The organism is Streptomyces sp. NPDC030838, assembly GCF_055572035.1.
The window spans coordinates 318,195-331,908 of the sequence record NZ_JBVIED010000009.1 but is presented as its reverse complement, the minus strand read 5'-3'; the positions used below and the strand labels follow the sequence as shown (position 1 = coordinate 331,908).

General features: G+C 70.2%; 14 protein-coding genes and 1 pseudogene. 9 read left to right on the top strand and 6 right to left on the bottom strand.

Translation table 11 applies throughout. The annotated features are described in order from the left end of the window. The first annotated feature begins 510 nt into the window (after positions 1–510). Both ACZ42A_RS24250 and ACZ42A_RS24245 read left to right on the top strand, forming a co-directional pair. A complete protein-coding gene (locus ACZ42A_RS24250) occupies positions 511–798 on the top strand; it encodes a hypothetical protein (RefSeq protein ID WP_468529329.1) in 288 nt (95 codons plus the stop codon). Between the two features lie 12 nt (positions 799–810). Then, a complete protein-coding gene (locus ACZ42A_RS24245; RefSeq protein ID WP_468529328.1) occupies positions 811–1,923 on the top strand; it encodes a hypothetical protein in 1,113 nt (370 codons plus the stop codon). A 259-nt stretch (positions 1,924–2,182) separates the two neighbouring features. On the opposite strand, the gene ACZ42A_RS24240 is transcribed toward ACZ42A_RS24245, so the two are convergent. The 3 genes from ACZ42A_RS24240 to ACZ42A_RS24230 all read right to left on the bottom strand — a co-directional run bounded on the left by ACZ42A_RS24240 (position 2,183) and on the right by ACZ42A_RS24230 (position 4,025). Next, positions 2,183–2,764, bottom strand: coding sequence for a GNAT family N-acetyltransferase (locus ACZ42A_RS24240; RefSeq protein ID WP_468529327.1), 582 nt, complete (start codon positions 2,762–2,764; stop codon positions 2,183–2,185). A 380-nt stretch (positions 2,765–3,144) separates the two neighbouring features. Beyond that, on the bottom strand, positions 3,145–3,726 hold the full coding sequence (locus tag ACZ42A_RS24235) for a GNAT family N-acetyltransferase (protein ID WP_468529326.1): 582 nt from the start codon (positions 3,724–3,726) through the stop codon (positions 3,145–3,147). Between the two features lie 137 nt (positions 3,727–3,863). Further along, positions 3,864–4,025, bottom strand: coding sequence for a hypothetical protein (locus ACZ42A_RS24230; protein ID WP_468529325.1), 162 nt, complete (start codon positions 4,023–4,025; stop codon positions 3,864–3,866). Positions 4,026–4,295: 270 nt separating this feature from the next. Here ACZ42A_RS24230 and ACZ42A_RS24225 point away from each other — a divergent pair, with 270 nt between their 5' ends. The 3 genes and pseudogenes from ACZ42A_RS24225 to ACZ42A_RS24215 form a co-directional block, all read left to right on the top strand. After that, complete coding sequence (locus ACZ42A_RS24225; RefSeq protein WP_468529324.1) at positions 4,296–5,075, top strand: RNA polymerase sigma factor; 780 nt, start codon at positions 4,296–4,298, stop codon at positions 5,073–5,075. After that, on the top strand, positions 5,068–6,300 hold the full coding sequence (locus tag ACZ42A_RS24220) for a maleylpyruvate isomerase N-terminal domain-containing protein (protein WP_468529323.1): 1,233 nt from the start codon (positions 5,068–5,070) through the stop codon (positions 6,298–6,300). The genes ACZ42A_RS24225 and ACZ42A_RS24220 overlap by 8 nt, the downstream gene beginning before the upstream one ends. A 345-nt stretch (positions 6,301–6,645) precedes the next feature. After that, positions 6,646–6,792 (top strand): annotated as a pseudogene (locus tag ACZ42A_RS24215) (ATP-binding protein); the annotation flags it as partial. 50 nt (positions 6,793–6,842) lie between these two features. Here ACZ42A_RS24215 and ACZ42A_RS24210 read toward each other — a convergent pair. Then, complete coding sequence (locus ACZ42A_RS24210) at positions 6,843–7,295, bottom strand: tautomerase family protein (protein ID WP_468529322.1); 453 nt, start codon at positions 7,293–7,295, stop codon at positions 6,843–6,845. On the opposite strand from ACZ42A_RS24210, the gene ACZ42A_RS24205 reads away from it, so the two are divergent. After that, complete coding sequence (locus tag ACZ42A_RS24205) at positions 7,288–7,776, top strand: MarR family winged helix-turn-helix transcriptional regulator (RefSeq protein ID WP_468529321.1); 489 nt, start codon at positions 7,288–7,290, stop codon at positions 7,774–7,776. The genes ACZ42A_RS24210 and ACZ42A_RS24205 overlap by 8 nt on opposite strands. 608 nt (positions 7,777–8,384) lie before the next feature. Here the strand turns inward: ACZ42A_RS24205 and ACZ42A_RS24200 are convergent. Next, the gene (locus ACZ42A_RS24200; RefSeq protein WP_468529320.1) at positions 8,385–8,948 is read right to left on the bottom strand and encodes a DUF4240 domain-containing protein; all 564 of its coding nucleotides are present in this window, start codon (positions 8,946–8,948) and stop codon (positions 8,385–8,387) included. Between the two features lie 311 nt (positions 8,949–9,259). On the opposite strand from ACZ42A_RS24200, the gene ACZ42A_RS24195 reads away from it, so the two are divergent. The 3 genes from ACZ42A_RS24195 to ACZ42A_RS24185 all read left to right on the top strand — a co-directional run bounded on the left by ACZ42A_RS24195 (position 9,260) and on the right by ACZ42A_RS24185 (position 12,994). After that, on the top strand, positions 9,260–9,403 hold the full coding sequence (locus ACZ42A_RS24195) for a hypothetical protein (protein ID WP_468529319.1): 144 nt from the start codon (positions 9,260–9,262) through the stop codon (positions 9,401–9,403). Positions 9,404–9,497: 94 nt separating this feature from the next. Continuing rightward, positions 9,498–10,169 (top strand): hypothetical protein, encoded by a 672-nt coding sequence (locus ACZ42A_RS24190; protein ID WP_468529318.1) that lies wholly within the window; start codon positions 9,498–9,500, stop codon positions 10,167–10,169. Continuing rightward, entirely contained in the window at positions 10,166–12,994 is a 2,829-nt protein-coding gene (locus ACZ42A_RS24185) for a M48 family metalloprotease (protein WP_468529317.1), read from the top strand. The genes ACZ42A_RS24190 and ACZ42A_RS24185 overlap by 4 nt, the downstream gene beginning before the upstream one ends. On the opposite strand, the gene ACZ42A_RS24180 is transcribed toward ACZ42A_RS24185, so the two are convergent. Next, positions 12,951–13,370: a DUF2278 family protein gene (locus ACZ42A_RS24180; protein WP_468529346.1), complete on the bottom strand. Its 420-nt coding sequence runs from the start codon at positions 13,368–13,370 to the stop codon at positions 12,951–12,953. The genes ACZ42A_RS24185 and ACZ42A_RS24180 overlap by 44 nt on opposite strands. Positions 13,371–13,714: the final 344 nt, after the last annotated feature.

Sequence of the window (13,714 nt, the reverse complement as noted above, 5' to 3'; positions counted from 1 at the left end):
TCCGGGGGGTGGCTCTCTTTCTTTCTTTGTGTTTGCGGGACACGGGCGAGGTTGGGTTTTTTGGGTGTCCTTCCTGCCCCCCCCCCCCCCCCCTCCCCCCCCCCCCCCCCCCCCCCCAGCGCCGACGACCGGGTCGTGACGCAGCCTCATGCTTGAAGGTCCGGCGAGCAAGGCAGGCTGGAACAGGGGCGGGCCGGGGGCACCGGGGGCTTGGCGGACAACGCGCTGGTCGCGGCCGGGGGAAGCGAGCGGGCGGGCAGGGGGCCGACCCGAGGCGTACCTGGAACACCCACGGACCGGGAAACGGACATCACGGCCTCTTCGGAGTTTTCCGGGTGCGCGGGGCGGGGGCGGGGCATGCCATCCTCTTCGTCACCGGAGGGGCAGCAGCCGTCAACTGCCGTCCCGCGTCGCCGGTTTGCGGCCAGTAGCCATCTCGCACGCCCTGACCGCCGGACCCGTTCAGGGACCCGGCGGCCGGGCCGAGCCCGTCAGGGAGGATCCCTCCTCGTGTCCACGCACCACCCCGTCGCCAGCGCGCCCGAGTCCGAGCCGGCTCGCAGTGCGGCCCGCCCGCTCACGCCCGCCCAGGTCTGCGGCATCACCGTCTTCCCGTTCGTGGGCGCCGGTCTCGCCCTCGCGGGCATGCCCGTCTCCGACGTGCTCACCCTGCTCGCGGGGTGCGGCGCGATCGGCGCGGGCACCATCGCCGCCGCGGGCGGTGGACGGCGCCTGCTCACCGCGCTCGCCTCCGCCGCCGTACGCGCGGCCGCTGGCACCGAGACCGGCCCCAAGTAGGAGGCGATGACGATGACTTCGCCCCACCCGATGGGTCTCGACCGCGGCGCACGCCGCGCCGGCCGCCGTCACACCGCCCTCGTCCTCTTCCTGACCGCCCTCAAGGACAGCTGCGGTCTCTCCTTCACCGCGCTCGCCGCGCGTACTGCTGGGCCGGGGGCAGCCGTCGCCGTCTCCGCGAGCACCCTGAAACGCGCCGTCAGCCTGAACGCCGTGCCGCAGGAACATGTCGTGGCTGCCTTCGCCCGCGCCTGCGACGCCACCACCGAACAGGAGCGCCAGGCGCTGGCGCTGCGGCAGGCTGCCCGCGCCGAGGACCGCGGCATCCTCGCCACCCTGCAGGCCCCGTCCGTGACCAACATCCGCACCCTCCAGGACCTCACCGCTGCCCTCGCCGCCGCCTACGAACGCGCCGGCGCCCCGTCCCTGCGCCTTGTGCAGGAACGCGCCACCACCGCCCAGGCTGACGGCGCCCTGCTGCTGCCGCTCACCACCCTCTGGCGCATCACCCGCCGCGAGGGCCGCGGCCCCGCCACCTGGGACCAGTGCGAGGCCTACCTGCGCGGCCTGGGCGTCGCCCACCCCCTGCGCATGCGCCTGTGGCACGAGGCCTTCACTCGCGCCCGCAACCCCGTGGCCGCCGATCCAAAGGACCTCGGCACAATCACCCGCGTCATGAACGAAGGCCGCCTGGCCAACCTGCACTACTCCACCAAGATCAACAAACGGTTCAGGGAGCTGCTGAACCGCATGACACGCCAGGAGGTCGAGACCGCCCTCACCGTCGGCACCGCCTACCTCACCACCGAGAACCTCCGCCCTGCCACCACACCCACTACCTATGACCACATCGAGGGCGTCGGCCGGGAACTGTTCCTGCCTCCCGCCCCGGACGTCCCCGCCCGCACCACCGACCAGCCCGGCAACCCGGAACGCAGCGCCGTGGCGCCCGCCCGCCAGGCCAAGACGGCCACACCGGCGCCGGACGGCCCCAGCACTGCTGACCGGAAGACGTTCCTCTCCCTGCCCCTCACCCACTTTCTCCGCGTCGAGGCTTGCCGTAACGGCACCGGCCCCGACGCTGTCTCCGTCCGCGACAGCACCCTCAGCGTCATCGAGACCTAGCGCCACGCCGCAACCGCTCCAGAACCACCCGCCGCTGACAGCGCACCCGCCAGGCCGCGCCCTCCCGGCCCCGGCGGCTCCCCCGGCCGCGCTCGCCGCACCCAGCAGCGTGCACGGGCCTCCCTTGACCGCGGTCTGATGGCCGCCGGTGGCGAGCGTGGTCAAGACATCTCAGGGGGCCAAGAAGTCAAGCGGCCTGTTCGGCAGTCCGATTGACGCCATGGGCCGCTCGGCCAAGCCCGGCTCCGCGGTTTCTGCGTCAGCTTTCGCGGACACGGGCGTGTAGATGCATGTCGTGCCAGCCGTCGGCGTGGAGCAGTGCCCGACGCCGTACTCCTTCCAGGGCGAAGCCTGTCTTCTCAGCGATGCGGCATGATGCGACGTTCGCCGTGGAGTGGCCGAGCTCTAGTCGGTTGAAGCCGACCTCTTCAAGTGCCCAGCTGGACACTCGGGCTACTGCCCGGGAACAGACGCCCTTGCCGCGGGCTTCCGGGGCGGTCCAGTAGGAGATCTCTGCCTGGCCGCCGGCCATGATGATGGACTGGAGGGAGACCCGTCCGAGGAGTTTGTCGTTGCCGGCATCGACCACGGCCCAGTGGCAGGCGGTCTCGCTCTCCCAGGCGCCGTGCCACTGCTTGATCCACTCTCGGGCTTCGCCTTCGGAGTCCGCCCTGCGCAAGTGCCAGTGCTGGATCCTCGGGTCCTGGAACACTCGCGTGACAGCGGCTGCGTCGGAAGGCACCCAGGGCCGTAGCAGCAAGTCGCCGTCGATCGGCAGTGTCGGCTGGCCAGAGGTGCTGAGGCTGCCTGGAGTCAGGACGGGGGTGACCAGAGAAGGCATGATCGACATCATGGCAAGCCCGCCTCTGGTTCGTGCTGTCGGGCCTGGACGCCTCCGCCTGGCAGTGGTCGCGGGCCGCCGTGGAGGCAACGGACACGGAGGCGATCCAAGCGGCACTCCCCCGCGAGCCGATCCCGGGCAGCGGCGCCGCGGACCGGATCGCGGACGCGCTCGGCACCTGGAACCCGACCGCCTGCGGCGAGAAGGCGAACGTGACCGCCTTCGTGGTCCGCCGGCTCATCGCACAAGGCCTGCTGACGGATCTCAGCGGCAACCCCGAGGGGTCACTCGTCAACCCGACCAGGTCGACGGCGTGTGCCAGCGCGAGGACCTGGCCGACCTGGTCGCCACCGTCTGACATTGCCGGCCAAGACCTCTGGTCAAGACAGCTCCGAGAATCCGCCAACCCGCTGGTCGTTGTCAGACCGTGTCTGAAGGCGCCATACCACAAGGACGCCCGTCTCGCCGGGAGCTTCCGGCCCATCGGGCACCCGCACGCGCTCAACCTCAGTGAAGCCCAAACGGCGGGCAATGGCGGCACTCGCGGAATTGGCCTCGTCATGGTGGATTTCGATGCGATCGATGTCCGGCAACTCCCGTCCCGCCTGCACCAGGGCAGCCGCGGCCATGGTGGCCAGCCCCTTCCCCGTCCACGCGTGATGGAGCCAATACCCGATGTCCAGACCGCCAGGTCCAATCCGGCGGTGCAGTCCGCAGCTCCCGACCACCACTCCCCCCGAGGTGATCGCGTAGTTGTATGCCTCCCCCGAGGCCCACTGCTCCTCGGAGTGGGCCAGAAACCCTTCCCCCTGCTTCCGGTCGTGAGTGGCCGCAAAGGGCATCCACGGCAGCAGGTGATCACGCGACTCGGTGATCACCCGGTGCAGGGTTTGTATGTCGTCGACACGCCACCGGCGCAGCTCGACCTGGTCAAAGCGAAGCACATCAGCAGGCTGTCCCATCACCGGGATGCTGCCTCAGCCTCACCAGATCGACAACGCAATTACCAGCACCGAACCTACAGCCGTCCCGGTGCTGGATACCTACCCCGCCAGCAGGTTCCCGCCGCTTCAACCGGCGGTTGTCGACAGGTGGGACATCAGCCGATGAGGTCGCGGAGTACGGGAATGCTGGCGCCGCCCCCAGCCAGGCCCGCGAGGACTGCCCCGGCCACGGTGCCGCCGCTGAGGAAGACCAGGCCTCCTACGATCAGGCCGATGACGAGTGCCGTCAGGAGGATGACGGCCGTGTGCACCGTCATGAACGGACCAGGCTCGGGTGGGCTCGGCGGCGTGGGGGCGGACGGGTAACTCACAGGAATCTCCCGGACGGTTGTTGATTCTGGCGCCCGCTCATACGTTGCTACCGCCCGCGCACCCCAAGGACCAGTTCCACTCTTCCCGGCCTACAAAGAATCTTGAAAGATTCCGTGGGGTCCCGGCGAGGGCCGCACGTACAAGTGGTCGTCTACCGAGTGACCGCCCCGGTGTTTTGCGGGCGCGACGTGGGCGACAACCGGAAGGGGAAAGCGATGCAGGGCGACGACGAGATCGCGGACGGGCAATCCGCGGCCGCTCCCGCCCGGGACCTACAACCTTCCGTTCAGCCCCACGCAAGAAAAGCCCGCCAGCAGGAGATCATCGACCGACGGTTCGCCGACCAGCGGATGGTCCAGCTGCTGGCCGAGGACGGCTTCGCCGGCCCGCGTTACGCGCGGTTCGAGGAGGAACTGGCCCGGTACGGAATCTCGGTGCTGCGCGGCTGGATGTATTCCGGGTACGTGTTCCAGCTCGTCGCTGAGAAGGGTTTCAGTCTCAACCCCGATGAGCGGGAGCTCGCAGAGTTGGTCCGTGACAGCGATCTGCGGGAGGCACTGGCGACGATGACCGTGGCTCGCACGCTGCCCCGGTTCCGCAAGGATGCCCTGGAGGGCGGCGGGTGGAGAGCAGCTGGCGGCGCCACCATAACGACGTACTTCATGGGCGCATGCCTCTACGAATTCCCCAACGAGTACCGCCGACATCGCAGCAGCGAGGAGAGATGGCGCCGCGGCAGGGACCGAAGCGAGGCAACAACTGAGACCAGTACGGACGGTGTCACCACGGTGGTCCTGGGCAAGCTGCGGGTCCTTGACCACCTCAGCGACATCGACGACCCGCGGAAGCGGGCAGCGGTTGCCCTGACCCTCGACGGCTACACGCACCAAGAGATCGCGGAGATCCTGGATACGTCGGTCCGCTCCGTCGAGGGACTGGTTCACCGGTGGAGAACGAAAGCCAAGCAGGCGGAAGAAGGTGACCAGCATGCATAACCAGGATGACGCGGCCGCGCGTCGGCTGGCCCCCACCGACGATCCCGCACTGTTCGCCTTCGAAGAACTGATGGAACAGTCATCCCTGGGCACCGAAGGCGCCCGGCAGCTCCGCGAGCGCACCCCGCGTGCTTGGCGCCCGCACCTGGAGCTCAAGTCGCTCCTGGGGGCGTGGGCGCTGTCCATGTGCTCCTACGAGGAGACAACGGCCGTCGACGAGCATCTCGGCACGTGCGAGGAGTGCGCGGACGAGGCGCTGCGGCTGCGCGACGCGGTCGGCCTGCTGCGGCACCTGGAGGAGCCACCACTCGATCCGATGCTGCGCAACCGGGTTCTGGAGGGCTGCCTCGGCCGGCGGCCCGCGCGGATTCCGGTGCCCGAGTGGGCCGCTCCGTACGATGCCGAGACGGCGCGGCTGGATGCGCTGCTGCAGCACATTGGCGAGTCGCAGTGGCATACGCCAGTGCACCTGCGTTGGTTCGCGAACGACGGGCCGGAGAGCCGTGAGACGACGGTTGCTGGGGTCCTCGAGCATCTGATGGTGGTTGACACGCTGGTGGCGCGCGCGCTGCCCAACATGGATGGCGAGGCGTCCCAGGCGGGGCCGTCGGAGCTGACAGAGGAATACTGGCGTGCTTCACCCCGTCCGTCTGCCGGCGAAGTACGGACACTGTGGCGTGGGCAGACCCAGGCGCTCGTCGGCAGGGTGTCGTTCGCCGACCGTAGGGTGGCCGAGCTGCCAGTGTCGTACGACGGCTTCGACCTGCCGCTGCGCGACGCCATGCTCGACCGCGCCTTCGAGTGCTGGGTGCACGCGGAGGACATCGCGGGCGCCGTGGATTACCCGTACGAGCCGCCCTCCCCACGCCACCTGCATCAGATGATCGACCTGTGGGCGCGGCGCCTCCCGACGGCGCTGGCGGCGCGCCGTCGCGCCGGGCTCGTAAGCCCGCCCAGCCGCCCGGTCGCCGCGGGTGCGCGGGAGCGCAGCGTACGGCTGGAGGTCGAGGGGGCTGGAGGTGGTGAGTGGTTCATCGCCCTCGACTCCCCGAAAGCGGTCGGCTCAGCCGAGCATGAGGTGGCCCACATCGCACTGAACAACCTCGATTTCTGCCAGCTGGTCGCGGGCCATGTCTCCCCCGGAGAAGCAGCGGCGGGCCAGAGTGGCGATCGCGAGGCCATCAAGGAAGTGCTGTTCGCGACGGCATCTCTGAGCCGGATGTAGGTGCTGCGCCACGGACTGCAGAACCACGGCGTCACGGATCACCACCGAAGAAGCCCTGAGCGCCTGACCGCTGCGCGTGAGATCTTCTCCCCCTCCTGACCTTGTCGGGACACTGCATCACCCGCGGGGAGAACTCCCGGCGGGTCTGCGGAAGGAGCCGAAGACGGCCCGCTACGGCCGCGTCGACCTGCTCTGCATCGACGGACTCACCTGCGGCCGTCAGGGCCAACCTGCCACCCGACAAGCGGCCCCTGCCCGGCGCTGATCCGCAAGCCCGGTGCCCTGCCCGGCGCCACCGCCCTCGGCCAGGCCCGGGCCGCCGGCCGGTTCACCCCCATGCACGACGCCTGGACCAAGACCTTTACCGACCCCAGACTCTGCGCGGCCATCGTCGACCGCCTCACCTTCGGTGGCAACATCATCGAGACCGGCACCGACTCCTACCGCCTCGCCACCACCCGAGCCCGAGCCGAACAGCAAGCAGTCGTCTGACTGCCTCATTTTCGAAAAGAGCAGTCGTGAGGTGGCCCAGATGGGGGGTGTCACACGGTGAGGGCGCCCCCGACGAAGGTGCGTTCTGGCGGTGACGCCACGAGTTCGACCATCGTGCCGGCGCGGAGGTCATCGCCGACGACGCGCGTGACCGCGTCGGTGAGCACGGTACCAAGGCGCGCCGTGATCTGGGCAGCGTCGGGGCGGTCGAAGACGCCAGCGCGAACACCCAAGACCACCGAGGCGTTTGTGTCCACGGCCTTGCCACCTTGCGCGAAACGGCCTGCGGGGACTCCGGCCAGGCGGATGGTCACGAGGTCGCGGGCCCATTCGCCATAGACGTCGACAATAGCGTCGGTCAGTGCGGCGACGAGCATGGGTTCGTTGCCGGTCAGCCTGTTCTCTGGAAGGTGGACGGTCAGATGCGGCATAGTGGGCCTCGTTCCCTTTGAATCCAAAGCCTTTGTTTTTAAAAGTATCTGGAAGAGGTCGCTGATGTCCACGGAATCGGACGGTCCAGCCGTCGATGAGGCCGTCCGTACCCTGCTGCTGCTCATGCCACGGCTCGTCGGCCGGGCCAAGCGCCTGCCCATCCCTCCGGCCCTCCAGGGCCTGGACCTGGCACCGCGACATCTCGCGCTGCTGGCCCACCTGGAGTACGACGGTCCCACCAGCATCAACGAGCTGGCCGCCCGGCTGGAGGTGGCCCCGACGACCGTCAGCCTCATGGTCAGCGAGCTGTCACGGCCGGGCGTCCTGCAGCGCACTGCCGATCCCGCCGACCGCCGCCGCCGCATCATCGCCATCGCCCCCGCCTACGCCGCACCAATCAGCGAGTGGCTTTCTGGCAGCGCCTCTGCCTGGGAATGCGTCATGAGCGGTCTCGACCCCGCGGAACGCGCCACAGTCATCACCGCCCTGCACGCCTACGAGGCCGCCCTGGAGCAGACGGCCGACCAGCATCGGAACGCGCAGCCGCGTTAGCGGGCTTGGCGAAGTCGGCATAGCGCGGCCTGCGGCCACAGCCGCTCTCGCTTCTCACCAACATCTTCCCGCCTCAAGATCACTGACCGTTGCCCGAACCACCCGACAAACGTTGCTGCTTTTCGCCAACGAAGCCAGCACGGCAGCCGCCCGGCTCGGACCGGCGACTGCCGCCGCGCGCGTGGTTGGCACCCGCGAGGGCCTCCAGCTCTCCGTGCTGATGACGATGACCACCCCGCCACCCCCCACCGAACCGACGACGCGCAGCAAGGCGCCGACCACCGTCAACCCGGCAACGCGCCCGGACCGCCCAGGCACCATCACCCGGCAGGCGCAGGTGACGGTCACGGCGACGGTCACCGTGGTTGAGGCGCTCAGGCGTCGGGGCTTCGGATCGGGCAGCGGGCGGCTGACCCGTGCCCGGTGCGGAAGCGGGAGAGCCAGGTGCCGCCGGCCTTCTGCTCCTCACGGGGCCACGCTATGCCTGCGGGCCGTCCTGCCAGCCATCCGCGTCGGTGTAGCGCGAATCAGGGACTTGCAACACCAGTCGAGGGGGTGGGGGCGTCCCTTCACGCCGGATTTCCGGGACAACGGGCCTCTGTTCGAGTTCAGCCTGGTCCGTAACCGAGATGGAGCGCAGCCAGTCGCGGCAGATGTCGGCGCATCTGCCGAGCATCGCCGAAGTCGAACGGCTCGCCCATGCCCTCGTTGTCCTCCTCTTCGGTCGAGGTACAAGCGCCGGCGTAGGCCTCCCATGCCTCCCAGAAGGCATCCGAGTCACCGGTCAGTCGCTCATATGCCCTGGACGCGACGAAGTTGAAGTAGTCGAAGATTACGTCCTGGTCTCCGGCAGCTGCTGCGGTACGTACAGCAGGGTGATCGGCGAGGGCGTCTGGGCAGGCAGCTGCCCGTTCGTACCACTCACGTCCGAGCGCCACCAGACCCGCCGTGAAGTCGCTGAACCGGTCATCGGAGCAGCCCCCGCCGATAAGAAAGGCGGCTGCCCATACGTCCCAGCGGTAGACCGCGTCGCGCAGACGGGAAAAGCAATGCTCGAAGGCGAGGACCTCTTCCGCGGGTACGGCCGATAGATGATCGACGACGGCGACGCCGAGCGGCTTGTCACTGTCCTTCGCGGTGTCGACCACGCGCCAGAACGCTTCGGTGTCCATGGCGGGCAGTCTGCCAGGGCGCTACGACAGCCTCCTTTGCACGGGCCTGGAGGCTAAAACTCAAGCTGAGCGCCGCTTCAATCATGGGCATCCCCGGTGACCCACCGTATGGCGCAAGAAGAGGAACTGCGCAGCATCACAGTCGGTCTCTCGGCGGCAGCTCAGAGGCCTGTCCCAGGAAGGTTCTAAGGCGGTCCCGCGTGGCGTGCGAACGGTACGCAGGACCGCCAGGCCCCGCCGTCTTGTCCGAGCTGGGCAATCCGCACCGTATCTGCCACGCATAAAAGACGCATGTTCTCCGCTACGGACGGGTGACCACCGTTCACCACGACGCGCCCGTCACCACCTGGTGCCGGGTTTCCGAGGAACTCGGGGGCCTGCTCGCCACGCACGCCACCCGGACCACCGTCACCTACCTCAGCCCGGCCCAGCCCCGGACCTCGCCTGAACCGTAGGCATGAACGGCCTGTCCCCGCGGGAATACCGGAACAGCGCGCCCATGAACGGGCGTATGGGGGGTGGCCAGTTGGATGGGGAGGGAGCGGACTCATGCGGGCGACCGTGCTAGACGTGGTACGGGAAGTCGTCGAGCGACACGCGCCGGACGAACGGCAGTTGGTCGAGGACCTTGCGGTCCTGGACTACGGCCTGGTGGTACGGCGGATGCGGCAGGCGTCCTCCGGCCGACGCGGCGACCCCCTGGGCTTCGGCCTCGACGACATCGCGACCATGGTCACGCCCTTGGTGCTGATGGTGGTCGACGAGGCATGCCGGGCCGCCGTGGCGGACGCGACCGGCCGGCTGATGAACCGGGCCACCTCGGCCCTCGGGCGGTTACGCCCCTCCGCCCGCCGCCAGATCACCCCGCCCGAGGTGCCCGACCTCGACCGGGGCCAACTGGCGTCCGTACGGCGGCGGGTGCGTGAGGAGGCCATCCGGCGCGGCCTCTCCGACGCCGACGCGGACGCCCTCGCCGACAGTGTGGTCGCGCGACTGGCCCTGGCGGGGACGGAGGAGCCGGGGAGTGACGGGAGCGACGGGGCCTCGGGGGCTTCGGGGGACGCGCCGAGCATGCAGCCTGATCAGGCCGATCAGGCCGGTCAACCTGGACAGCCCGGTCCGCCCGGTCCGCCCGGTCAGTCCGGTCAGTCCGGTCAGTCCGATCAACCTGGCCAGCCGGGCAGCGATGACGCTCCCCGGGAGGACGGGGCGGGCCGGTGACCGGGGTCACGGAGGCGGCTACGCCCCGCCCGGCCCCCGTCCCCCCGGCCCCGGACCCGGGCGCGCTGCCCGCCGGAACCACTCTGCGCTTCCTCGTCCTGGTCGTCGCGATGGCGGCGGCCACGGTCGACATGCTTCGCGGCCTCCTGCGGCCGTTCCCCGCCCAGGATGTCGCGTTCCTGTGCGAGTTCGCCGCGGGGTACGACCCGGCGGGCAACGTGACCGAGAACGCGGCGCGGAGCATCGCGCAGGCGGAGGCGATCAAGGAGTGCGCCGAGGGTGCCTCCGTGACGCCGGAGTGGTACGGCCCGGTCGGCAGCCTCGTCGTCCTGCTGGTGGCCGGGGCGCTGTATCTGCTGCTACCGCGCTGGAAGCGGAGGCGGCGCGGGTTGGTGCCGCTGCACGAGCGGGACCCTCGGGGCGAGGTCCGGGCCGACGTCGCCCGGCTGGCGGGGATCGCCGGCGTGCGCGCCCTGCCCGACCTCGTGGTGGACATCGCCGACTTCGACCGCGCCGCGGTGGTCTTCGGCCGGGCCGGCCGGCGCACCCTCTGCCTCTACAACGGCCTGCTGCAAGTCCGCCGCTCCGACCCGGCCGCCTTCGAGGCCGTGGTCCTGCACGAACTGGCCCATCTGCGCCACCGGGACGTGGACATCGCCTACGCCGTGACGGCGCTCTGGCGGGCCTTCCTCGCGCTGGCCGTGATCCCGTACACCCTGCTCGTCGGGGGGAGCCTCGTCGCGGCGCAGTTCTTCGGCTGGTTCATGGCCGCCGACGCCGTCTTCTGGCCCGCCGCCCGCCCGTTCATGCTCAGGGAGATCGGGACGGCGGCGTTCCTGTTCCTGCTGGTCGTCCTTGCCCGCGCCGACACGCTGCGGCACCGGGAGCTGTACGCCGACCTGGGTGCGGTGGCCCTGGGCGCCGACCTCAGGATCTGGCGGGACCGGGCCGAGGGGGCGGCGTCGCGGAAGCGCACGGCGCGGAACGTCTCGGTTCTGTGGGGCAGTCACCCGTCCTGGGAGGAGCGGTGGCGCGTGCTGCGGGATCCGGCGGGCCTGTTCGCTCTGGCGGACGTCCCGTTGTTCCTGCTCGGCGCGGTCACCCTGGTCACCGGGAACACCCTGAGTCTCGCATGGGACGATCGTCCGGCCTCCTGGATCGTCGGGTCCCTCGCGGCGGCCTTGCTGACGGTCTCGGTGTGGCGCGCGGCCCTGTACGCCGTCCACCGGGGCACCTCCGGACCGACGGGCCTGCGGGCGGGGCTCGCGCTCGGACTCGGCCTGGTGTGCGGGGAGTTGCTGTCCGGGTTGACCATCGGTGCCGACTGGCGGCCGGCTCACCTGGAACCGCTGCTCTTTCCGCTCCTCGGCGCCGTGGTCTACGTCTGCTGGGTGGCCCAGTGCGCCCGGCTGCGCCTGCGGGACACCCCGGGCACCTCGCTCGCGTTACGCCGGGCGGTGCTCGTCGCGGCCCTCGCGGGGTCGGTGGTGGCGGCGGCCGGCCTCGGCTGGTGGCTGGGCGAGGGCCAGTTATGGATGAGTGGGGACGTTTACCAGGCGGGCGGTCTGCGGGAGAAACTCCGCGAGGCCATCCCCGGGCCCTGGGACCAGGAGCGGTACGCGACGGCCCTGCCCTGGATCGCCACCGTGCTCATGAGCGCGAGCGTCGCGGGCGCGACACCCGTGATCGCCGCCGGTGGACTGGTGCTGTGGGTGTATCCGGCGGTCCTGCTGCTCAGGCGGCCCCGGGCGACGGGACTGCGGTCCTCGGTCCTCGCGGGGCTTGCCGGGGGTGTGTTCGGTATCGCCGCGGTGGCGGTGGCGATGGCGTACGTCCACTCCTGGCGCCCGCCCCTGCACGAGCGCGAACTCGCGTTCGGGATGGTCTCCCTGTGGTGGCGGTCGGTCGCCCTGTGGACCGGCGTGGCCGTGACGGCGGCCGTCGTCGCCGCGACCGCCCGCACCCACCGGCTGCCCCGCGCCCTGGCCGCCGCGGGAATCGCCCAAGTCGTGGCCATGGCCGGTCAGTTCACGCTCCAGGCCACCGACGGCTGCATCGGCCCGCTGCGCGTCATGGCCGACTCCTGCCACTGGCTGCCCAGCGCTTCCTGGGCGCTGTCCGAGCCGCTGGCCCAGACGCTGACACCGGCGATGTTCGGCGCCGCCCTCGCCGCGACGGCCCTGGCCCAACTGCCCCGCACCGAACGGCCGTCAGCGCCCGCCGCCACCGTACGGGGGTCCTGGCCGACCTGGATCGCCGTGGGCACCGTGGGCACCGTGGCCGCCTTGGCCATCGCCTCCGCCGTCGTCGCCGAGCGGTCCGTGTCGTCGGGCGACGGCGGTACGGCCCTGGCAGTCCCCCACCGGCCCCCGTCTGCCGACACCGACGAGAAGGTGCGCAGCTTCCAGTTGCTGGCCTGGTTCAAGGCGAGTGGCCAGGCCGACATCGTGGCCCTGTCCTCCCGCTACTCGGACCTCGAGGAGTGGTTCAAGGAGTCGACGAACGCCGAGACTGGTGCCTTCGACGGCGACGCCCTGCGCCCCGTGTGCAGCGGCCTCACCCGCGACACGGCCACCGCCCGGCGCCATCTGGGCGTACCCGACCCCGACCTGGGCCGGGAGTGGTCCGTCCTGCTGACCAAGAGCCGGGACGCGGCCCGCGAGTGCACAGCAGTCCTCAGCTCGGAGGCGGACGACGTGGAACGCAACACCGAGATGCTGGAACAGCTCTTCGCCGCCCACGCTCACGCGGTGAAGACGCTGACGCCACTGGTGGACCGGGTCAGTGCCGCGCTGGAACAGTGGCCGCAGTGGAAGGCCGACTGACCGTCATATCACTGGGGCCCGCGTTGTCCGTCCGGTCGGCCTGGCTGGAGAAGTTGTTCAGGAAGACGTCGTACCGGCCGTCGGGGCGCTCGCCGAGGGTGGCGCCGTCCTTCCAGATGCCGTTCTCCTGCCACCACTGGGAGCCGGCCGGGTCACCCTGGTTCTGGTGGATGTTGTGCATGCCGAAGTCGCCTTCGGCGTCGTCGGTGAACGGCTCCCCGAACACGAGGACGCGCCGCCCGGTCTTGAAGGAGCCGAGCTCTTCGGGAAGGTCGCGCCAGGGCGAGCAAGTGCGGTACTTCCACGCGATGGCCTCGAGTGTTCGGCGGTGATCGGCCCACCGCCTCCCACGGACCGGATCGGCCAGGCTGACCATCGCCGGACGCGCCCGGCCTCTCGACGACCTCACCCTGAAGCTCCTGACGGACTGGCTGGACCACCGGCGACGCCGGTGGCCGAGCACCGCCAACCTCCACCTGCTGATCAACAACCAGACCGCCAACACGACCGGCCGGGCCAGCAACCACTGGATCAGTGCTCCGATGCGAGGACAGGACGCTACCTTGGAGCGGCTTCGCGTTGACCGGCAACTCGAAGAAGCCCTGACCCACGGGCCTGACCCACTCCATCTCGCGGAGGTCTTCGGGCTCGACGAGAAGACCGCGATGCGCTACGCGGACTCCGCACGAGCCCTGCTGGAACAGGCCGCCGAGTCGGGGT

Coding starts and splice junctions, on each gene's coding strand:
- ACZ42A_RS24245 (WP_468529328.1), top strand. CDS start 811: ATGACTTCGCCCCACCCGATGGGTCTCGACCGCGGCGCACGCCGCGCC.
- ACZ42A_RS24240 (WP_468529327.1), bottom strand. CDS start 2,764: ATGCCTTCTCTGGTCACCCCCGTCCTGACTCCAGGCAGCCTCAGCACC.
- ACZ42A_RS24235 (WP_468529326.1), bottom strand. CDS start 3,726: ATGGGACAGCCTGCTGATGTGCTTCGCTTTGACCAGGTCGAGCTGCGC.
- ACZ42A_RS24230 (WP_468529325.1), bottom strand. CDS start 4,025: ATGACGGTGCACACGGCCGTCATCCTCCTGACGGCACTCGTCATCGGC.
- ACZ42A_RS24225 (WP_468529324.1), top strand. CDS start 4,296: ATGCAGGGCGACGACGAGATCGCGGACGGGCAATCCGCGGCCGCTCCC.
- ACZ42A_RS24220 (WP_468529323.1), top strand. CDS start 5,068: ATGCATAACCAGGATGACGCGGCCGCGCGTCGGCTGGCCCCCACCGAC.
- ACZ42A_RS24205 (WP_468529321.1), top strand. CDS start 7,288: ATGTCCACGGAATCGGACGGTCCAGCCGTCGATGAGGCCGTCCGTACC.
- ACZ42A_RS24200 (WP_468529320.1), bottom strand. CDS start 8,948: ATGGACACCGAAGCGTTCTGGCGCGTGGTCGACACCGCGAAGGACAGT.
- ACZ42A_RS24190 (WP_468529318.1), top strand. CDS start 9,498: ATGCGGGCGACCGTGCTAGACGTGGTACGGGAAGTCGTCGAGCGACAC.
- ACZ42A_RS24180 (WP_468529346.1), bottom strand. CDS start 13,370: ATGGTCAGCCTGGCCGATCCGGTCCGTGGGAGGCGGTGGGCCGATCAC.